General features: G+C 42.4%; 23 protein-coding genes. 2 read left to right on the top strand and 21 right to left on the bottom strand.

Annotated elements, in window-relative coordinates:
- Nucleotide 1: 1 nt before the first annotated feature.
- The 13 genes from HNR27_RS09615 to HNR27_RS09555 form a co-directional block, all read right to left on the bottom strand.
- Nucleotides 2–301: a head-tail connector protein gene (locus HNR27_RS09615; protein ID WP_425456156.1), complete on the bottom strand. Its 300-nt coding sequence runs from the start codon at nt 299–301 to the stop codon at nt 2–4.
- A 47-nt stretch (nt 302–348) separates the two neighbouring features.
- Entirely contained in the window at nt 349–561 is a 213-nt protein-coding gene (locus HNR27_RS09610) for a head fiber protein (RefSeq protein ID WP_027625342.1), read from the bottom strand.
- Nucleotides 562–573: 12 nt separating this feature from the next.
- Nucleotides 574–1,767, bottom strand: coding sequence for a phage major capsid protein (locus HNR27_RS09605; protein ID WP_042357485.1), 1,194 nt, complete (start codon nt 1,765–1,767; stop codon nt 574–576).
- 19 nt (nt 1,768–1,786) lie between these two features.
- Nucleotides 1,787–2,476: a head maturation protease, ClpP-related gene (locus tag HNR27_RS09600; protein WP_429339609.1), complete on the bottom strand. Its 690-nt coding sequence runs from the start codon at nt 2,474–2,476 to the stop codon at nt 1,787–1,789.
- Complete coding sequence (locus HNR27_RS09595) at nt 2,477–3,721, bottom strand: phage portal protein (RefSeq protein WP_429339608.1); 1,245 nt, start codon at nt 3,719–3,721, stop codon at nt 2,477–2,479.
- A 44-nt stretch (nt 3,722–3,765) separates the two neighbouring features.
- A complete protein-coding gene (locus HNR27_RS09590) occupies nt 3,766–5,370 on the bottom strand; it encodes a terminase large subunit (protein WP_147716704.1) in 1,605 nt (534 codons plus the stop codon).
- An 89-nt stretch (nt 5,371–5,459) separates the two neighbouring features.
- The gene (locus HNR27_RS09585; protein ID WP_015926203.1) at nt 5,460–5,648 is read right to left on the bottom strand and encodes a DUF5049 domain-containing protein; all 189 of its coding nucleotides are present in this window, start codon (nt 5,646–5,648) and stop codon (nt 5,460–5,462) included.
- A gap of 23 nt (nt 5,649–5,671) precedes the next feature.
- On the bottom strand, nt 5,672–5,899 hold the full coding sequence (locus tag HNR27_RS09580; RefSeq protein WP_055742201.1) for a DUF4314 domain-containing protein: 228 nt from the start codon (nt 5,897–5,899) through the stop codon (nt 5,672–5,674).
- Entirely contained in the window at nt 5,896–6,588 is a 693-nt protein-coding gene (locus HNR27_RS09575) for a hypothetical protein (protein WP_015926205.1), read from the bottom strand. Before HNR27_RS09575 ends, HNR27_RS09580 begins: the two co-directional genes overlap by 4 nt.
- An 89-nt stretch (nt 6,589–6,677) precedes the next feature.
- Entirely contained in the window at nt 6,678–7,934 is a 1,257-nt protein-coding gene (locus HNR27_RS09570) for a site-specific DNA-methyltransferase (protein WP_429339607.1), read from the bottom strand.
- Nucleotides 7,915–9,090, bottom strand: a complete 1,176-nt coding sequence (gene metK / locus HNR27_RS09565; RefSeq protein ID WP_148347959.1) for a methionine adenosyltransferase — start codon at nt 9,088–9,090, stop codon at nt 7,915–7,917. Before metK ends, HNR27_RS09570 begins: the two co-directional genes overlap by 20 nt.
- A 20-nt stretch (nt 9,091–9,110) precedes the next feature.
- Nucleotides 9,111–9,662: a P27 family phage terminase small subunit gene (locus HNR27_RS09560; RefSeq protein WP_042357509.1), complete on the bottom strand. Its 552-nt coding sequence runs from the start codon at nt 9,660–9,662 to the stop codon at nt 9,111–9,113.
- Nucleotides 9,663–9,773: 111 nt separating this feature from the next.
- Nucleotides 9,774–10,133, bottom strand: a complete 360-nt coding sequence (locus tag HNR27_RS09555) for an HNH endonuclease (RefSeq protein WP_027625333.1) — start codon at nt 10,131–10,133, stop codon at nt 9,774–9,776.
- A gap of 284 nt (nt 10,134–10,417) precedes the next feature.
- Between HNR27_RS09555 and HNR27_RS09550 the strand changes: the two genes are divergently transcribed.
- Nucleotides 10,418–10,609 carry a helix-turn-helix transcriptional regulator gene (locus HNR27_RS09550; protein ID WP_027625332.1) on the top strand — a complete coding sequence of 64 codons (192 nt, stop codon included), beginning with the start codon at nt 10,418–10,420 and terminating at the stop codon, nt 10,607–10,609.
- Complete coding sequence (def, locus tag HNR27_RS09545) at nt 10,602–11,177, top strand: peptide deformylase (RefSeq protein ID WP_027625331.1); 576 nt, start codon at nt 10,602–10,604, stop codon at nt 11,175–11,177. The genes HNR27_RS09550 and def overlap by 8 nt, the downstream gene beginning before the upstream one ends.
- A gap of 191 nt (nt 11,178–11,368) precedes the next feature.
- Here def and HNR27_RS09540 read toward each other — a convergent pair whose 3' ends face one another.
- The 8 genes from HNR27_RS09540 to HNR27_RS09505 all read right to left on the bottom strand — a co-directional run bounded on the left by HNR27_RS09540 (nt 11,369) and on the right by HNR27_RS09505 (nt 19,416).
- A complete protein-coding gene (locus HNR27_RS09540; protein ID WP_033826692.1) occupies nt 11,369–11,782 on the bottom strand; it encodes a DUF1492 domain-containing protein in 414 nt (137 codons plus the stop codon).
- Nucleotides 11,779–12,000, bottom strand: a complete 222-nt coding sequence (locus HNR27_RS09535; protein WP_239541324.1) for a hypothetical protein — start codon at nt 11,998–12,000, stop codon at nt 11,779–11,781. The genes HNR27_RS09540 and HNR27_RS09535 overlap by 4 nt, the downstream gene beginning before the upstream one ends.
- Entirely contained in the window at nt 11,997–13,358 is a 1,362-nt protein-coding gene (locus HNR27_RS09530; RefSeq protein WP_429339606.1) for an SNF2-related protein, read from the bottom strand. The genes HNR27_RS09535 and HNR27_RS09530 overlap by 4 nt, the downstream gene beginning before the upstream one ends.
- On the bottom strand, nt 13,339–13,620 hold the full coding sequence (locus HNR27_RS09525; protein WP_061129976.1) for a VRR-NUC domain-containing protein: 282 nt from the start codon (nt 13,618–13,620) through the stop codon (nt 13,339–13,341). The genes HNR27_RS09530 and HNR27_RS09525 overlap by 20 nt, the downstream gene beginning before the upstream one ends.
- Before the next feature lie 219 nt (nt 13,621–13,839).
- Nucleotides 13,840–16,206, bottom strand: a complete 2,367-nt coding sequence (locus HNR27_RS09520) for a virulence-associated E family protein (protein ID WP_429339605.1) — start codon at nt 16,204–16,206, stop codon at nt 13,840–13,842.
- Nucleotides 16,203–16,637, bottom strand: a complete 435-nt coding sequence (locus tag HNR27_RS09515) for a DUF7768 domain-containing protein (protein WP_429339604.1) — start codon at nt 16,635–16,637, stop codon at nt 16,203–16,205. Before HNR27_RS09515 ends, HNR27_RS09520 begins: the two co-directional genes overlap by 4 nt.
- Complete coding sequence (locus tag HNR27_RS09510; protein WP_429339603.1) at nt 16,637–17,389, bottom strand: phage antirepressor KilAC domain-containing protein; 753 nt, start codon at nt 17,387–17,389, stop codon at nt 16,637–16,639. Before HNR27_RS09510 ends, HNR27_RS09515 begins: the two co-directional genes overlap by 1 nt.
- A 92-nt stretch (nt 17,390–17,481) precedes the next feature.
- Nucleotides 17,482–19,416, bottom strand: coding sequence for a DNA polymerase (locus HNR27_RS09505; RefSeq protein WP_429339602.1), 1,935 nt, complete (start codon nt 19,414–19,416; stop codon nt 17,482–17,484).
- Nucleotides 19,417–19,461 lie beyond the last annotated feature (45 nt).

The following is a 19,461-nucleotide window of genomic DNA, read 5'->3' as shown; positions in this document are numbered from 1 at the left end:
GCTAAACACCCCACTCACGGTCAAGTCGCAATAGTAAGTTCACCGTGTTCCATACTTGTTGCCCCGCCTGTACGCTATCAGCAAAGAAACCTGCCGTCGAGCCATCTCTACTTTCATAGAAATGACTCGATAACATAATCACTGCTTGTTCTGTTGTTGGAGGCATAGCATGGGTTTCATAATAGTCTTCAGGAACGTGCTGATAGCTCTGTGCATAGGAGACTGCAGCAGTGATAAATCCAATGAGGAGAGCATCATCCTGATCATGTGCTAAAATTAAGTTCGCTTTAACTTTAGGCAAGAGATTATCTGCCACTGCCATACCACCAACCTCCTTTACATTCCACCTTAGTCAGCCTCCATAAGCCCCGCTGCTTTTAGTTTGGCCAGCAGGGCATTGAAGTCCGTAACTAGACCAGCAACATCGGTGGCGGTGCTGTCTGCCTGGTTTTCAGCAACAGGAAGCCCCGTAACCGAGGCCCCTTCTTTAATTTCTAAAACACCGCCGATGACAGTTTTTTCTCCGCCTTGTTCGGTATAATTCTTCGTGTTATAACTCATAAGGCACCTCCGTTAGGCTTTCTGTTGGAGTACCTTAACGGCCTCCGGTAAGATAAGCTTTCCATCAACTCGTTGAGTCGCAATAAATCCTACTTGACCTGTAACAGCATAGAGTTCATTTAATCGTTTGAATACTCGTCCTTGACGGTCTGCCACCCAGTAATAACTAAAATCACCGAATACCACAGTCTTTGCACCTGCTTCAATAGTAGGTACATAGGATGAGGTGTACAGCGGACGGTTAAGAATAGTATCAGGTGTTCCCGCTTGGATGGAAGGTTGCCATAGGTACTGGCCATTACCGTCTTTTAATTTACGGATAGCTTTTATAGTGGCATCATTCATTACGAATACTGCCTTATTACGATAAGGTGCTTTCAAGCTGTAGAATAAATCTAAAACCTCATCCAAAGTAATGGCAGTGGCACTTGCCGCAGTAACACCAACTTGACCGCCGCCTGTGGCATTTAAAATCCCTGTTGGCTTACCTGTGCCATCACCTACAAAGAAGGCTTCCTCCTCCTTGTTACCAATGCGACGGGCAAATTCTCTTGTGATGTAGCTTTCGAGATTAAACACGGAATCGTTTAGTAGCTCCTCAGAGACTTTAATCATTGTCGCTAGTTTATAGGCCCCGATGGATACTTGACCGAAGCTGTCATCACTTTCTGGGATAGCTCCTTCTTCATCTATCCAGCTTGCTGTACCTTTGCTTGCAACAACAGGAATCTTACGGTCACCAGAAGATGTAGTGATCACATTAGCCAATCTACGGAAAATATTTTCTTCCTCTAGAGCTTCTACTAGAGTACGTTCAAACTCATCTGGCACAAGGAATCCGCCTTCAGAATCAGTGCCAATCTTTAGAGCGTTTCTTACTTCATAGCTAACATTGTCACGCATCGCATTCCAGAAAGCTCTTTTGTATTCAGCACTTGCACGACCGGTCTTTTCCTCTCCAGTTCTAGTAGGTTCGTTCGTAATTGGGTTACTGGTTGCTTTCGACAGTTCCAAGTCGATAGATGCTTGGCGTTCTAAACGTTCAATTTCCTTACCAAGAGCCACCACATCGGCTTCCATTTTTTCATAGGTTGTCGTGTCCTCAGCGGATAACAGTCCATCACCGCCACGTTTTGAATCAAGGAATGCCTTTGCTGCGTCCCATGCTTTAGCGCGTTTCTCGCGCAATTCGAGAATTTTACTCATTGTTATTTCCTCCTTTAAATTAGTGCGAAATTAAAGAAAGCCGCTTATCCAGCGACTCAATGGGTGTACCTGTTTTCTGTTTTGGTTGTTTTGGCAGTTTGCTGATAAGCGAGTTAGTAACCGCCATCCTGCTAAAGATAAGACTATCCGTCAAATCTGGTGTTTCACTTTCCATGAACATGATCTTGTCTGCAAAACCAAGTTCAATGGCTTTATTTGCATTCATCCATGATTCTGCATCCATCAGATGGGAGAGTTTTGTTCGGGAAAGACCCGTTTTTAACTCATAGGCATTAATAATACTTTCCTTAACCTCATCTAATAGTGCTTTTGCTCGTAGCATTTCCTCACTGTCACCGATAGCAATAGTTGACGGGTTATGAATCATAAGCATGGAAACCGGGGACATATATACATCTCCACCTGCCATTGCAATAACGGATGCCGCACTTGCCGCAAGCCCATCAATCTTTACATTGACTTTTCCGGTATACTCCATCAGCATGTTATAAATCTGAGCTGCTGCGAACACATCACCACCAGGAGAATTAATCCACACCGTAATATCGCCGGTGCCTACCAGCAATTCATCTTTAAACATCTTAGGTGTGACCTCATCGCCCCACCACGTTTCTTCGGATATCACTCCATTTAAATAGAGGGTACGTTCTTCATCAGAATCTCGTACCCAGTTCCAAAACTTCCTCATTTACTGACCTCCTTCGGTTTTGGCAAACGCACCTGCGTCAGCCAGTTTTGTCATATTTCCGTTAACCAGATATAAGTCGCCACCTTCCTCAGCCGGTATGCGGTTCATATCCTCCAGTTCACGGATATCGTTGGCTGACATCCAGCCATTCTGTCGACCTGTAGCGTAACCATTCATACGACTTTGATAATCTCCACGAAGCAGACCATCTAAATTGAACTTGATAAACAATGAAGTTTTCTCAGAAGGCAAAATAAGCGATTGCTGAAGACTTTGTTCCCATCGCACCACCCACGGATCGAGGGTGTATTTTACAAACTCTAAAGACTGCTGCTCAATATTGGAGAAACTAGACTTCTCAAGATCACCCACCATATGGGGTGGCACTCGGAAAATCCTCGCAATCTCATTAATTTGGAATTTCCGTGTTTCAAGAAATTGTGCCTGTTCCGGTGGGATACCAATGGCTTGGAACTTCATGCCCTCTTCCAACACAGCAATTTTGTGAGCATTGCCTGTGCCTTGATAGGCACTATTCCAACTATCCTTGACCCTCTTTATATCTTTGATTACCCCTGGGTGTTCCAGCACACCTCCCGGATTAGCACCATTGGCAAAGAATGCCGCACCGTACTCTTCAGTAGCAAGTGACATACCGATTGCATTTTTAGCCATGGCAATAGGGCTATAACCAATGAGTCCATCAAAACCTAAGCCAGGAATGTGAAGAACTTCATCTTTACGGAGTGTGACATAGCCGCCTTTTGGGTTTAGGCCACTTTCATCCGTATCACGGTAATAGGTATAGACCAGCTCACCATTTGTTGCTCGACTAACCTCCATCTTGTTGGGGAGTAGGGGATAAAGCGCCACTGCCTGCCCACGACCGTTTCTGACCACCTGTGCATAGGCATTTCCCCAAAGCAAAAGATGACTCATCAGTGTTTCTCGAAACACGAATGAAGTCATCTCTGGATTTGGTTCATCATGAAGAAGGTAATACAGCGGGTGGAAGGGAATCTTTTCTTTACCTCCATCAGAACGATATCTATATACATGTAGTGGCAGTCCTGCAATTGCTTCAGCTAGTATCCTTACGCAAGCATACACCGCAGTTGCCTGCATTGCAGTACGCTCGTTCACTGTTTTGCCAGATGACGTACCACCAAACAGGAAGGAAAATGCACTACCCACACGGTTTTGCGGTTTGTCCCTTGACCGAAACAGTCCTTTTATTAGATTCATAGGCGTCACCTCCGAATATAAACATTGTTGTTAACCATTAAGGTTTAAAAGACAATCAAACCTCTCTCGTCATACACTGAATCTCCGCTATTACCTGAGCCACAACGGATAGCACGATCAAGTGCCATGATGGTCGCTACCGCACCATCTATCTTTTCTGTACTTTTTTCCTTATCCGGTTTCACGTTACCTGCCGGATCAGTTTTTATAAAGATGTTGTCCATCATCCAACGAAGCACTGGATGCCCACCGTGGGCTATTCTTTCTTCTAATGTCAATTTCATCAGTTCTTTGGTTGATGGTGACATATCTTTAAAGCCTTGACCGAAAGGAACGACAGTAAAGCCTAATCCTTCAAGGTTCTGAACCATTTGAACAGCTCCCCAACGGTCAAACGCAATTTCTCGAATGTTATACTTTTCGCCCAGTTCTTCAATAAACCGCTCAATGTAGCCGTAATGCACTACATTGCCTTCTGTGGTTAGAATATACCCTTGCTTCTCCCAAAGATCGTATTGCACATGGTCTCTTCGGACTCGGAGGTCAATGTTGTCCTCTGGCATCCAAAAATACGGAAGAACAATGTATTTATCTGTTTCATCCTCTGGTGGGAACACCAACACAAAGGCTGTAATGTCTGTTGTAGAAGATAGGTCAAGACCTCCATAACATACCCGCCCTTCAAGACTTTCTGGTATAACTGGAAATGCACAGGCATCCCACTTTGCCATTGGCATCCAACGGACAGACTGTTTAACCCACTGATTCAATCTTAACTGCCTGAAGCTGTTCTCTTCAGCAGGGTTTTGCTTTGCACTTTCACAAGCTGCCCTTACCTTGTCAATTCCCACCGTAATTCCTAAGCTTGGATTTGCTTTCTTCCACACTTTTGGATCTGTCCAATCATCCTCTTCTTTAGCACCATAGATTACGGGGTAAAAGGTAGGATCGTATTTTCTGCCCTCAATAATATCAACCGCTTTTTGGTGTGTTTCGTAGCAGATACTTTGAGTATCCGTTCCCGCTGTGGTGATAAGAAAATACAGCGGTTGGGTCCTTGCATCCCCAGATCCCTTCGTCATAACATCAAATAGTTTCCGGTTTGGCTGAGTATGAAGTTCATCGAAAACAACACCATGTATATTGAAGCCGTGTTTGGAGTAGGCTTCAGCCGACAATACCTGATAGAAGCTGTTGGTCGGCAGGTACACCAATCGCTTAGTTGAAGCCAGCAACTTTACTCGTTTATTCAGTGCCGGACACATCCGCACCATATCGGCTGCTACTTCAAATACAATTGATGCCTGCTGGCGATCGGCGGCACAACCATACACCTCCGCCCGTTCTTCACCATCACCGCAAGTGAGGAGAAGTGCAATTGCTGCGGCAAGCTCGCTTTTTCCCATCTTTTTAGGTATCTCTACATAAGCAGTATTAAACTGCCGATATCCATCTGGCTTTAAAATTCCAAATAAATCACGGATTATTTGCTCCTGCCAATCGATAAGTTCAAAAGGCTTACCTGCCCATAAACCTTTCGTATGGGAGAGTGCTTCGATAAAAGCTACAGCGTAATCAGCAGCATCCTTATCGTAATATGACCCATCAGCTATAAAGGCGGTCGGCTTATATTTCTTCAGTTTCCGCATAAACACCGCCCCTTTTATGAAAAAGGACAAAAGAAAAGAGCCTCAATCCTATAGATGAAGCCCTTCTCCTTATCCTAGTTAAATTTTATTTACTTCTTTTCATCCACTTCCCCCGTCAGTATGAAATGAGCATATTCCGTTTTATGGTCTATTAAATAGACTACCAATTCATAAAACCCTCGTTCATTTGCTTCATACTGGACTCGGTTTGCATCAAACATATTTGTGACTCCACTTTCTCGGATGGAAAGGATTTGTTCTTTGATTATCTCATTCATTTATTACCTCCTCCGATTCATGTTTACTCTTCGATTCTCTTGCATAAATCCTCACCAAAGGCTACTCCAAGGGAACCACCCGAATCCCAACTGACATGAATCGTTCCTATGTCATCAACACTAGTAACCGTACCTTTAGATCCAGGCTGAAGTTTAGTATAAGGGTCGTTCATTTTAAGTAGCATCACACGTGTTCCTGGAGTGTAATAGCTTCTAAGTTGCTTTAGCATTTCTGGGTGAATGATATTCATTGTTCACTCACCTCCTGCTTGGCCGTTCCGCTTTTGAAAGCGGAGCTACCTGAAAGCTTGGAAAGGAGAATCTTTCGTTCCATCTTATATTCTGGTCCGATAAAACCAAGCCTTAGCAGGAAGCAACGGAAAGCATATTTTTCATTCTCTACTGATTTCTCGGTGGAGTTGACACGGGTCTGTTTTTTCGCCATTTCGCAAAGTGCCGTGACAAAATGGGTGTATGCCTTAACCTCCTCTGAGGAGCACTCACCTTGAAACCAAGGGAATGCTACAAATTCCTCATATACAATGATGGGAATGGAATCCGTATCAATTGCTTTCTTTATTAGAGTTGCTTTGCTCTCTACCAATCCTTTTAGGTTCTCGATTGCCGTGTCGGTAAAATCTGCCCGTGGCATTTGAATTATCAGATTGATAGATTCTTCCGTTTCATTTGCTTCTGCTTTCGGAGGTGGTGCGTCAAATTCTTCTGAAATTGCTTTGAAGTCGTGAAGTCCCAATAGATCATCGACCAGTTCCTTTTTATCTGGTCCGCTTAGAACTCCGTTTTTGTTAACATTGTAGTCTGCCACCTCATATGCAAATGTAGGTGCTCCGAGATATTTTACAGGGGCGTTTAGTTGTTGGCTGATTGCGTTAACCAGTGCTTTTCTTTTTGGTCCCGTAACATTATAGTTAATCTTCATTTTCATACCGCCTTTCTATTTTCGGTACGTACATATATCACTCTAAAAGCTGTTAATATCAAGTCATTTAGAGCATCTTTCTGATTCTATTAATCGGCGGTATTTTGTGTAGATAAATCAACATTTGGCAGGTCACAATATCTGAATTTCGAACCATCTCTTAAAAGAAACACACCATCAGAATTTCCGACTTGCTCAATATACCTTTTCACGATGACATCGCAGTACTTTTCATCCAGTTCAATGGTGTAACAAATTCTATCTGTCTGCTCACAGGCAATCAGTGTACTTCCTGAACCTCCAAAGGGATCAAGCACAATACAGTTACTAAGGCTCGAATTCATAATGGGGTATGCCACAAGTGCCACTGGTTTCATGGTTGGGTGGTCGCTATTTTTCTTTGGTTTCTCAAACTCCCAGATGGTGGTCTGCTTGCGGTCTGAATACCAGAGATGCTTGCCTTTCTTTTTCCATCCAAAGAGTACCGGTTCATGTTGCCATTGATAAGGAGAGCGACCGAGAACAAGGGACTGCTTTTTCCATATACAAGTACCAGAAAGATAAAATCCTGCATCGGAGAATGCTCTTCTAAAATTGAGTCCTTCCGTATCAGCATGGAATACATAAATAGAAGCATCCTTTGCCATCGCTTCCTCGGTGTTTTGAAATGCCGCAAGCAGGAAATCATAGAACGCTTCATTAGCCATGTTGTCATTTTTGATTTTTCCAGCAGTGCCTTCATAGTTGACGTTATATGGAGGGTCCGTAACTACCAGATTGGCAGCTTTCCCATCCATTAAGACATCAAAGGTGTCTTTCTTTGTACTGTCTCCGCAGACTAATCGATGCTGTCCAAGTATCCAAACATCCCCTAAATGCGAAACAGCGGGCTTTTTCAGCTCGCTGTCTACATCGAAATCATCTTCTTTTATATTATCCTTAAGGGAATCTTTGAAAAGATCCTCCAACTCTCCTGGGTCAAATCCTGTAAGAGAAACATCAAAATCAGAGGCATTTAGGTCTGTAATGAGAAGTGCCAATTTATCTTTATCCCAATCGCCACTTATTTTATTTAGTGCAATGTTCAGGGCCTTTTCCTTTTGCTCATCCATTTCGACAACTACGCATTCTATTTCATCCATGCCCATACTCAGCAGGACTTTCAAGCGTTGATGCCCTCCGATAACTCTGCCTGTGGTCTTATTCCATATAACGGGTTCTACATATCCAAACTCCTCAAGTGAGCGTTTAAGTTTCTCATATTCCGGATCACCAGGTTTTAAATCCTTCCTTGGGTTATATTCAGCGGGGATGAGTTGTTTCGTTTTAATCTTCTCTATCAACATACTTTTCCACCGCCTTTCTAAATTCACTGTATTTATTTACATCCTCCCAAGGGAAAAGACAACTATTAAAATGACCATAAGCCGCTGTGTCAGAATAAATCACATTTCTAAGACGTAGTTTTTCAATGATGGCCGCAGGTCTTAAGTTGAAAGTCTCCTGAGAAGCAAGAGTTAATATTTCATCAGAAACAGTTCCAGTGCCAAGGGTATTTACAGTAAAGGCTACTGGATTTGCCTTACCAATGGCATAGGAAATACTCACTTCACACTTCTTTGCATAACCACACCAAACAATATGCTTGGCAATATACCGAGCCATGTAAGCACCACTTCGGTCAACTTTAGTTGGGTCTTTACCACAAAGGGCACCTCCTCCGTGAGATGCAAGTCCACCATAGGTGTCGACCATGATTTTTCTTCCAGTCAAACCCGTGTCGGCAGCGGGTCCACCAAGAACAAACTGACCAGATGGATTGACGAGAAGTTCTGTTTCATCATCAAAAGGGAAATCCTCAAAGCATTGCCATAAGACATTGTTAAGAATATCTGCCTTAAGTTCTTCCTGCGTTTTATTCTTATCATGCTGCACAGAAATCACAATCGTCTTTATTCTTACTGGAGTGTCATCTTCATACTCCACTGTTACCTGTGCTTTACCATCAGGAAGAATCCCTTTTATCAGTTTTCCTTTGCGACAATCATCCAGTCTCTTTACGATTCTGTGGGAAAGCACAAGAGGTAGGGGAAGCATTTCTCTTGTTTCCTTTGTAGCATAACCATACATAGTTCCCTGGTCTCCAGCACCGATGGAACCGTACTGTTCGTTTATCCCATTTCGTGCTTCTAGTGCGATGTTCACACCAGCCGCAATATCTACACTTTGATTATGTACATATACATAAATCAAAAATTTTAGAGGGTTGTATCCCACATCCTTCAGTACAGTTTTTACAATGTCTCTAATATTCACTTTCTCGCTGCAGGAGATCTCGCCCGCCACGATAATTTTTCCCTTGGTTGCCATTACCTCACAAGCGACACGTGATGCCTTATCCTTACGTAGGCATGCTTCTAAAATGCTATCTGCAATGATGTCGCATAGTTTATCAGGATGTCCAGCACATACACTTTCTGCTGTTAAATATCTCTTACTCATTACATCATATCTCCTCATCTTTATTTTCCTCTGCGGGCAGATAGCAATCGCTCCATCACATCGTCCTGTGGGTTTAAACCAGAGTACTCTGTAGCACAGTTCTCCCTAACGATTTGATATATCTCCATCCATAGCCTGTTTGTCTGACTCATAAAGCTCTGGCTCATCGCTACATAAGGACTTTGAATTGCATTGCCGGTAGTTGGATGCTTTGCTAGAAAACCAAACTCGGTTACCGCTTCCTCACACTGTATCCATCTGGCCGCACTCATGGCATACCGTTCTAGAAGCTGTGGAAGTACCAAATGGGCACATTCTCGCTCCTCAAGCCATTTCCATGTAATTTCATAGATTTCACTCGCTACTAGGGTTTTCCCATCCTTTTGCACTGCGGAGAGCATGGCCCTTGGCTTTGGCATTTCCTGCCCCTTCAGGTCAGCAGTATTCTTGAACTCGACAACTTCAAGCTTTCTTTTACCGGGATTTCCCTCTGCAATTTTGTCAGCAAGTGGTTTTTTCTTTTGACCGGAGCCTATACGGGCGCCGCCTCGATTTGTTCCATCTTTGGCCATTCACTCACCTCTTTTCATCGATGGGCCTATTACCCCGTTTGAAACCGCGAATTTTCACGCGTTGCCCCACGCCCGTTACACAAATGAAAAGCTGTGGAGATTTGACTCCCCCTATCGGGTTCCCCAACGGTCTCCATCTCTTGCCGTGATTGCAGAGTGGCAAGGAGTACAAAGAGCCATCAGATTACTTCTATCGTGAGTCCCTCCTCTTGCAAGAGGGAGAATATGATGCACTTCGGTTGCTGGGGTCAGCTTTCCTTGTCGTTTACATTCCTCACAAAGAGGATGAGCTGCAATGTAACGGTCACGTATCCTTTTCCAAGCACGACCATAACGCTTACGGGTTGATGGGTCACGATCATACTTTTCATACCGTGCAGCTTCCTTCTTACTATGCTCTTCACAAAAGCGCTTGTCGGTTAGTTCTGGGCAACCAGGGTAAGAGCACGGTCGCTTAGGTTTCTTTGGCATACTGCACCTCCTTTTGCCCATAGAAAAAGCCCTCGCAGGAGTGGTTCTCCCGTGAAGGCTTCTGTTTATTAATATTCCATACTACCATTATATAACTTTCACTACAGACAAACAGTGTCATCGTATGCCAAACTGTGCCAAAGTGTGCCAACCTTTTGCGAGCATTCAGATTACTGCGTACAAAAACCACCAATAGATATTTTCAAAAATATCCAAAGTTATTGACATGTTTATTGTAATTGTTATAATAACAATGTCCAATATCTTTGACATAGGTGATACTGTTGAAAAATAAAATTAAAGCAATACGGAACAAATTGGGGATAACACAAGAGCAACTTGCTAAGAAGTGTGGAGTTGTTAGACAAACAATAAATTGTATAGAGAATGATAAATATGATCCCACACTGGAACTGGCTTTCAAATTATCAAAAACGTTAAAAGTAAAGGTAGATGAATTGTTTATTTATGAATAAATTTCATTCAAATTATATAATAACAATGAAAGATATTGTAAGGGAAGGTAATGATATCTTACATCGACCAACACTGGAAGTGATGGTACCTCCCCCTGAGGAAGATAAGGAAACATTAACTAGTATGATGAATTTCTTAAAAAATAGTCAAGACCCCATTCTATCCAAAAAATATAAATTACGTGGAGGAGTTGGATTATCCGCGAATCAGATTGGCTTGAATAAGCGAATGTTTGTAGCGTATTTCACTGACGAGATGGGGAAAGAACATGAATATACCCTTATTAATCCAAAAATTATTAGCCATTCCGTTTCTATGATTTACTTACCACCAAGTGAAGGGTGCCTATCTGTTGATCGAGATATAAATGGGTTCGTACCAAGATATGAGAGAATTAAAGTGAAAGGGTTTAATTTAGAAGGAGAAGAAATAATATTAAAACTCAATGGCTATTCCTCTATTGTTATTCAACATGAAATAGATCACCTAAATGGAATTATGTTTTATGAGCGTATCAATAAAGAAAATCCTTTCAAACTACCAGAAAACTGTAAAAGTTTATACTGAGATCATGCATTAGGTCGGTATTCAAAGTGGGTAAGCAATGAGTTGTTGTTTTGACAGCTCATTTTAATTTAATAATCATTAAAAAGGAGAAACTAATTATTTAAATCACTGTAATTTTCATACAATGACTAAGGTAATGGTGAAGAGGGCCTTTTAACCCTCTTCCTGCACTATTTTCCGGTTACTCCTTTTTATTTTGGAACCTTTAAATGTTGCAAAGCGGATGAGTGGAGTCTGTGTACGGTTCTCATAGAAACATTAAGGTTGACACAGATTTCTTCCCAGTTAAGAAAGTTAATGTATCGGTAGCGAAGAAGTAGCTTCTCATCCACGTTTTCCATCTGGTTAATCGCTTCACGGATATCTGATTTCAGCTTTACTAATCGTTCAACTTCTTGCTGTATTTGTTGCTCCAAATCTATTATTCTAATCACATATTTTTCAAAGGGTGGGTCAGTACTCTTGGTTCGACTGACTTTTTCCTCAAGAATGGGGGATGAAATACTTCTTGATAGATTTCTTAAGTTTTGCAACTCTTCAAGGTCGGAATTAATCAATTCATTCAGGCGATAAGCCTGCTTTAAGAATTCCTTAGCTGTCATCATCGCACCACCTCCTCTTGTAGCTGTTGAATTAACATGTCAGGGTTTAGGGAGGTGAGAACATTGAACAATCCAGAATGAAAGAAGCGCTCAACCTCACGTTTTGTATATAAAGCAGAATCATTGCGAGGGTGTTTTGCTAATCTTTTCAGTGCAAAACGATAATCCTTGACTGCCTGTAGAATAATGGCATTTGCCAGTTTTTCAAAAGCGTCCATCATACAACTTCCCTCGCTTTCCCAAGATTTGCTTTGACTGCATTGATAAGATCGGATTGTGTCTTTTCCTTTTGTTTCAAGGCTCTCATCACATCTTCATCAATCGTGCCTTTAGTAATAATGTGGTGGATTACCACGGTCTCATTTTGACCTTGTCTCCAAAGTCTCGCATTTGTTTGCTGATAGAGTTCTAGACTCCAAGTAAGTCCAAACCAGATAAGCGTTGAACCACCACTTTGTAAGTTAAGGCCGTGTCCCGCAGATGCAGGATGGATAACCGCTACAGAAATATCGCCGTTGTTCCAATCCTTGATATCCTTGGAAGTTTTAATTTCTCTGACATTGAATTTTGCCTTAATACGCTCTAAATCGTGATTGTACCAATAGGCAATAAGCACAGGTTTGCCGTTAGCACCTTCAATTAAATCCTCAAGAGCATCTAGCTTGCGGTTGTGAATAATATGGGTTTTTTTATCATCATCATAGATAGCACCGTTTGCCATTTGCAGAAGTTTACCTGAAAGGACGGCTGCATTCATGGCATCAATCTCCTCATCAGCAAATTCAAGAACCATCTCTTCACGAAAGTGATCATATACGGATTGTTCTTTGTCATTTAGATAAACAGGCACTTCATTGATCACACATTCTGGCATTTTAAGAAAATCGACCGACTTCATGGAAATGGTAATATCCGAAATGAGCCGATATATGGCATCTTCGGCACCTGGCAATGGTTTATATGAAAATACGATTTGCTGATTACGTTTATCCGGTGTAAAGAAGGAATTGCGGTAGTGAGTGATGTACCTCCCGAGTCTTTTACCCATGTCGAGAATACGAAACTCTGCCCACAAATCCATTAACCCATTGCTGGAAGGTGTACCCGTAAGACCCACAATCCGTTTTGCCCTGGGTCTAACTTTTAGTAAACTTTTAAATCTTTTTGCACCATAGGACTTAAAGGATGACAGCTCATCGATTACCACCATGTCATAATCAAAAGGGATGCCACTTTTGTTTACCAACCAGTCAACATTTTCTCTGTTTATAAGATAGACACTTGCAGGTTTCCTAAGAGCTACCAACCGCTCCTGTTCTGTTCCGATGGCTACCGAAAACTCCAGTCCTTTTAAATGCTCCCACTTATTTATCTCAGCTGGCCAAGTATCCCTCGCTACCCGAAGTGGAGCAATGACCAGAACCTTTCCAATTTCAAAACGATCAAGACATAAGTCAAATATAGCCGTTAGAGTAATGACGCTTTTGCCAAGACCCATTTCTAAAAACACCGCAGCGATAGGATGCTCAAGTATGAAGTTCGTTGCATAGGTCTGATATTTATGAGGATTGTATTTCACCAAGTATCCCTCCAATCTGCTTAACATCATCAATGACATAGCAGGTAAAGCCTAACTTCTGTAATTGCTTTATTCTTCTAATCTGTAACAGGCGAGGTTTCTTTCCGGGAGCCTTTAATTCCACAAAAGCCATCTTCCCATATGGTAAAAGCACTAGGCGGTCTGGCATCCCATCTAAACCCGGACTAACAAACTTCGCCGCAATGCCTCCCATCTTTTTTACCTCAGCCACCAGTTTCTTTTCTATATATTTTTCAAGCATAAATACCTCCCATATAAAAAGGCTCGGAACAAGAAAACAACTTTGACCCCATTTTCCTATACGCGCGCGTATGCGTGTATGCACAGGCTACTATTACTTCTTTTTACTATTTATAAATAAATAGGATACTTCTTGTTCCACTTGTTCCGAACCGTTGATTTTCCTTATCATTACTAGCTTTAGGGAAAGAACTAGTATGGGAACAAGGTAAGGTACAACTTAGCTTTGTTCCTCGACTCGGGAATAAGCTCGTTGCTTTCCGTAGACAGGAAACGTCACAACACCATTCTTGTTCCCAGTGTACTTGTTCCACTCACTGATCTTTCTCATAATGGCACCTATGGCATAGGAATCTGATGGTTTTAGCATTGATGCCTCTTTACCGAAACACTCACACCAAATTTCCATATTGCAGACAAGGGTCCTTTTTACTGTTCCAACACGGGTGCCGCCGCCAAATTCGCTACCGCCGAGGAAATTTCTACGCTCGTACAAAGACATTGTGTCCCAATCATCCGGTAAGAGCGTATCCAAGTAGGTACGAACCAGTCCTTCTCGTTCATCTGTTTCCATGGCATCTGCCTGTTCACTAGTTGCCATGGTTACATCATCACCTTCAAGGTAGAGTTTTTCGCCCTTCTCATAAATAACTAGAGCCTCTGCCCAAATCTGCTGTACTTCCTCTTTGGTCATCTGCCAAGCTTTCTTTTTACTGTTTCCGCTAATGCGGACTGGCCAAAATCTGCGGTTACCTGTAATATCCCGAAGAAATCCGCTTTCTGCATTGGTAGAACCTACAATTACGCATTGACGGGGATGGCTTTCCACGTTGACCCCATAACTGGCACGGTACTTATCATCCGCCCTCGAGATAAAGGACTTCACAATCTCCACATCCGTCTTACGCATTCCAGCAAGCTCACCCAGTTCCAACAACCAATATCCTTGAAGTTTTTCAGCACCTGATTTATCTTTCATGTCCGTAATGGTCAAACTGTCTGAAAACCAATCTCCGGCAAGCTTAGCAAAGAAGGTTGATTTACCGATGCCTTGAGGACCGTTTAAGATAAGAACACTATCAAACTTTGTGCCTGGCCTATAAATACGGGCTACCGCCGCAACCATCGTTTTGCGAATAATTGCCTTTGTGTAGGAATTATCTGTTGCACCGAAATAATCAATTAGTAGATTTTCTACTCGACTAATACCATCCCATTTTGGAAGTGAGTCAAGATACTCCTTAACAGGATGGTAGGCTCGTTCAGTCGCTACCGCTACCACAGCATCCTTGGTCTTGGTAGGAGAATAGACCCCGTATTTGCTGCTTAAGTACACCTTAAGAAGTGCGTTATCCGAATCATTCCAACCCGCCTTAATCTGGTCCCAAGGCAGACCACCTTTGGCATCAATACCATCACGATGGCAGTTGAAAGCGATATGCTGTAAATCTTCATCATGCCGAATAATCAGAACGATGTTATCCAGTGTGTCTTTTATCCGACCTTGCTTATCTAGTTCCAAACCTGTCTGCCAATCCTCAGCACTAAACTCTTCTTCAGCCTGAGCCTGCCTTTCCTTTGCAAACTCAGCTTTTACCGCTTCATCTTTTATAGCAAACTCGCACATTGCCACAAAAGACGGCATCCTGCCAGGAGCCGTAGTCGTGGAAGCTCTATCATCTAAAGAGCCGAATTTATGAATACGAACAAGGTCAAAAGCATTGAGGAGCAGACCGCTTGCTGGGTCGGTGGCATGATGGCTGTATGCGAATTTATCATCATAGATAATCACACCAGCACTACTATCAGCGGGAATATAATCGTATCGTCCTTCCATAGCAGATGGTGCATAAACTGCACCTAAAAATTTATCAATTGCTTCACGAACGGAATAGGCTCGACAGAAAGTTCCTACCACACCTTCCTTTAAAAGCGGATCGGCTTGTTCTTTTAGACTGCGATTCATCACTTCAGACTGCCTGCTTGATACGGGCCAAGTTGACGTATCTCGCCAATTTTCATATTTTGCAAGATAAATATCCGGGTCAAGTAATGCTCCATCCTGCTCTTCGTAGACAAATTGACCATTAGAGGAAGTGGATGGCCAATACATAAGGCGATGGGCTTCATATGTCGTATCATCGAAAAGATCAATATCAATTTCTTTTGCCACCATACGTCCAACAGCTGCATATTCTTCTTCGCTGATCTCACGAGCAAGGGGAACGATAAGTCTGAGTCTCGGATTTTCTGGTGTGTGCTTATGAGTGGAGTAAACGCAACATTTGAAATCGAAAAGCATACTGATTTGCTCCCAAATATCTGGTCTACCATAATCCATATCAAGGGTGAGCAAAGAACTGCAGAGAACATTGCCCTTCTTTCGCCTTCCTTCTCTTAAATGTCCTCCGACAAAGCCGCCCACATCTTTGATATCATCTTGCTGCCCTTTTTTAAGTTTCCGATATTCTTCTACTGTTTCCGTAGTGCGTTGCGTCGTCTTTACACGGGAGCAAAAATCCTCCCAGGAGATATCTTTATTTTTCCATTTCCTATCCATCCGGCTATTGCCTACTGCAATTTTCATAAACTTTCAACCTCCTCATGCTCTGGACTATAATATCTGACCGTTTGTCTGCGTTTCTTGGCTACTTCAATTTTCCTCGCCATACCGCTTGAGATGGTATTGCCCAGCACCCACACCTCGGAGCATTTACCCATAAGCACAATGTCCATAAATATGGCACGTTCTCGTTCCTCTGGGTTTTCATCATCCATAAACTGCGGAAACATAAGGTGGGGAGCAATCGGTATACAGCTTTGATCCAAGGCAAACCTGCAAAAACTGCGAGCCTTTTTAATGTTTCCTTCTACATCACCGGAATAGGGAGAACAGATATATACAAGCGGCTTAAAGGCAGATTTTTTCTCTGCCTTTTCCTTTCTTATTATGTTAGTCAGTGCTTCATGGGGAGTTGGGTCATGGTATCCTTCATGGTTAAATTTGTTGATTCCCATTACACACCCTCCATTTCTATCTGAGGCAAAATACCGTCCGCCTTCATCAGTTCGTAAATGAAGAGTCTGCCTTTTTGAGTCCAGTATGTATGGACCTTTGTATGCTGCTGCCCGTTACTGCCTAGGTAGCTATGTGTCTTAGTGCTGGTGTAGCCTTTTTCCGCATGCTTCTGATATAAAAGCCAAATGCCGCCTTGTTTAAATTGGATGCCCTTTTTATTAAGATAGCGGTTCATCCAAATAGCTGACTTGCCGTAATCTTTGGCAATTGCTGATGTGGAAATGAGGTCTTTGCAATTTAAAACCACATCGTAATAAGAGACTTTCGGTTTCATTTCTGCAATTTGCTGATTCTGAACAGCAACTGTACCTTCAAGCACTTTATTTTGTTTCCTTACTTGTGTTAGCTGTTGATTGGCAATCTGAAGTGCCCTTGCCATGATTGCCTCTGGGGAATTCCATCGTCTTTCTATTTCAAGAAAGTATTGGCGGCACTCTTTCCCTTTTGGAGTTCGCTGTATCATGCATAGCTCTTTTGCCATGTCGATTGTTAACTGATGGTCTATGCTCGGTCTGCCTCCAGTACTTTCGCTCAAAAATGAGCTAAAGTCTGACCCTTCTTCAAATCCGTACTCACACATTCTTGGAAACCAGTCTTTATAAGCGGTCTTTACTTCCAAGGCTTCATGTAAATCACGACCGAACACGGTTGGTCGTTGATTTTCATAGTTGATTTTTACTAATTCGTCCATACGAATTACCTCCTGCAATATAGTCAGAGGAAAGTTCCTCTACCTAATAGCCACAGGAGGTAATGAATGTTGAGGATTTTGAAAAAATAAATTTAATCTTTTTGATAAAACTGACACTCATAGCCGTCAGCACTAAGTAATAGACCATTTGCCCATGTTGGTGTTCTAGCCATCTGCTCACAGACAGCAGAAAGTGACATCCCCATATCACCCTCGATAATAATTTCATCGTGTACATGAGCCACAATTGAACAATTCTTTAATGTCTGCATGGCATGACACAAAATGTCACGACTGATTGCCTGAACAATATTCTCTACAAATTTGGGTCCATAACTTTCGATTCTTTCCCATTTCTTTGTTCCACCGACACCTTCGTAAGTAACCGACTCACCGCCGAACACGTTCTCTCCCATACGAGGTTTCACATAGGCAAGCCGTCTACCAGAGGGGAGGACAATAAAGAACATCCCACTTTGATAGATAAATTTAATGCCGTGTGTCTCTGTAGGGTTTTTTTGCTTAACACAGGTTTTTACTGCTCGGTCAACATCCCACCAAAGTTTTGTAATATTAGGGTTAGACTGTCTCCAAGCCGTTACAAGAGGCTGAAGTTCTTCTTCTTCAATTCCCATCTCCAAAGCGCCCATTGATTTTAATGCTCCAACAGACCCACCATAACCGAGGGCAAGTTCGGCAATTTTGCCTTTTTGGCGAAGGTGACCATTCACACCATGCTTTTCAACGGGTACATTAAACATCTGAGATGCACTTGCACAGTATATGTCACCGCCATTTTGGAAAACTTCTATTCTCCATTTTTCGCCTGCAAGCCAAGCAATAACGCGAGCCTCAATCGCTGAAAAATCTGCCACAATGAACTTCATACCTTCTTGTGGTATAAAAGCTGTACGGATAAGTTCCGACAGTACCTCTGGGATTGAATCATATAGTAAAGTAAGAGCATCAAAGTTTCCGCTTCGAACTAAAGCACGAGCCTGTTCCAAATCGGACATATGGTTTTGAGGGAGATTTTGTAACTGAATCAGCCTGCCAGAGAATCTGCCGGTTCTGTTGGCTCCGTAAAACTGGAACATTCCTCTTGCACGACTGTCATTACATACCGCATTCTCCATTGCCGTGTATTTTTTCACCGATGATTTTGCAAGCTGCTGTCGAAGTTCCAAAACAGTGCCTAGTGGTTCTGGTGCTTTCTTTAACATCTCAGCAACCGCTTTTTTACCAAGGGAATCTGTTTCTAGACCGTTATCGGCAAGCCAGTCTTTCATTTGTTGCACAGAGTTTGGATTCTCTAAATTGGTTATATCCTGCATTAAAGCCATTAGCTTTTCACGAGATTGTTCATCCATCACAACAGCCCTTTTTACGAAAGACATGTCAATGGCAATGCCACGATCATTGATTTCCTGGTCGAGATGATATTCTTCCCAGATGTTCTCAGGCATCGGAAACTTAGATAATCTCTGTTGTATAGACATCTCGGCTTCCACATCACGAAGGTTATATGCTTTAAACCGCTCCCATTTATCCATGTCATGTTCCGGCAGATTACGAACTCGGCCGCCATTTGATTTAGTAGGGGAGCAAGATGTACAGAAATATTTTATGAGGTCTTTACCCTCATTCAATTTTTGCTTTTCTAAACCTAAAACTGCACCGACACCCTCCAGAGAGAGCGGAAGTCCCATATATGCCGACCATATCATGGAGCATTTCCAGGATGTAGGGTTAAGATATTCTGTAAGGTTAAGCCATTTTGATAGACACACACGCTCAAACATTGCATTGAAAGCCCACTTGGTAACGGAATTATCCATAAGCGCGTTTATAATTTCATCGGGGATTTCCTCCCCACTGGCAAGGTCAACAACTTGTACTTCGCCGCCATCCACCGAATAGCCAAATAGTAGAATTTCAAAATCATCACTCTCGGCATAACGGTAAACTCCAGACTTTTGAAGATTAGCACTACTAAATGTTTCGATATCAATAGAAATAGAATTCATGTATTATCACCCTTTCCAATGCAAACGAGGTGGCAGAAAAACAAC

The organism is Ornithinibacillus bavariensis, assembly GCF_050433565.1.
Taxonomy (GTDB): domain Bacteria; phylum Bacillota; class Bacilli; order Bacillales; family Amphibacillaceae; genus Ornithinibacillus; species Ornithinibacillus bavariensis.
Note: the sequence above shows the minus strand (reverse complement) of the source record. Positions and strands in the feature narration are given on the sequence as shown.

Coding starts and splice junctions, on each gene's coding strand:
- HNR27_RS09610 (WP_027625342.1), bottom strand. CDS start 561: ATGAGTTATAACACGAAGAATTATACCGAACAAGGCGGAGAAAAAACT.
- HNR27_RS09605 (WP_042357485.1), bottom strand. CDS start 1,767: ATGAGTAAAATTCTCGAATTGCGCGAGAAACGCGCTAAAGCATGGGAC.
- HNR27_RS09600 (WP_429339609.1), bottom strand. CDS start 2,476: ATGAGGAAGTTTTGGAACTGGGTACGAGATTCTGATGAAGAACGTACC.
- HNR27_RS09595 (WP_429339608.1), bottom strand. CDS start 3,721: ATGAATCTAATAAAAGGACTGTTTCGGTCAAGGGACAAACCGCAAAAC.
- HNR27_RS09590 (WP_147716704.1), bottom strand. CDS start 5,370: ATGCGGAAACTGAAGAAATATAAGCCGACCGCCTTTATAGCTGATGGG.
- HNR27_RS09585 (WP_015926203.1), bottom strand. CDS start 5,648: ATGAATGAGATAATCAAAGAACAAATCCTTTCCATCCGAGAAAGTGGA.
- HNR27_RS09580 (WP_055742201.1), bottom strand. CDS start 5,899: ATGAATATCATTCACCCAGAAATGCTAAAGCAACTTAGAAGCTATTAC.
- HNR27_RS09575 (WP_015926205.1), bottom strand. CDS start 6,588: ATGAAGATTAACTATAATGTTACGGGACCAAAAAGAAAAGCACTGGTT.
- HNR27_RS09570 (WP_429339607.1), bottom strand. CDS start 7,934: ATGTTGATAGAGAAGATTAAAACGAAACAACTCATCCCCGCTGAATAT.
- metK (WP_148347959.1), bottom strand. CDS start 9,090: ATGAGTAAGAGATATTTAACAGCAGAAAGTGTATGTGCTGGACATCCT.
- HNR27_RS09560 (WP_042357509.1), bottom strand. CDS start 9,662: ATGGCCAAAGATGGAACAAATCGAGGCGGCGCCCGTATAGGCTCCGGT.
- HNR27_RS09555 (WP_027625333.1), bottom strand. CDS start 10,133: ATGCCAAAGAAACCTAAGCGACCGTGCTCTTACCCTGGTTGCCCAGAA.
- def (WP_027625331.1), top strand. CDS start 10,602: ATGAATAAATTTCATTCAAATTATATAATAACAATGAAAGATATTGTA.
- HNR27_RS09540 (WP_033826692.1), bottom strand. CDS start 11,782: ATGATGACAGCTAAGGAATTCTTAAAGCAGGCTTATCGCCTGAATGAA.
- HNR27_RS09535 (WP_239541324.1), bottom strand. CDS start 12,000: ATGATGGACGCTTTTGAAAAACTGGCAAATGCCATTATTCTACAGGCA.
- HNR27_RS09525 (WP_061129976.1), bottom strand. CDS start 13,620: ATGCTTGAAAAATATATAGAAAAGAAACTGGTGGCTGAGGTAAAAAAG.
- HNR27_RS09520 (WP_429339605.1), bottom strand. CDS start 16,206: ATGAAAATTGCAGTAGGCAATAGCCGGATGGATAGGAAATGGAAAAAT.
- HNR27_RS09515 (WP_429339604.1), bottom strand. CDS start 16,637: ATGGGAATCAACAAATTTAACCATGAAGGATACCATGACCCAACTCCC.
- HNR27_RS09510 (WP_429339603.1), bottom strand. CDS start 17,389: ATGGACGAATTAGTAAAAATCAACTATGAAAATCAACGACCAACCGTG.
- HNR27_RS09505 (WP_429339602.1), bottom strand. CDS start 19,416: ATGAATTCTATTTCTATTGATATCGAAACATTTAGTAGTGCTAATCTT.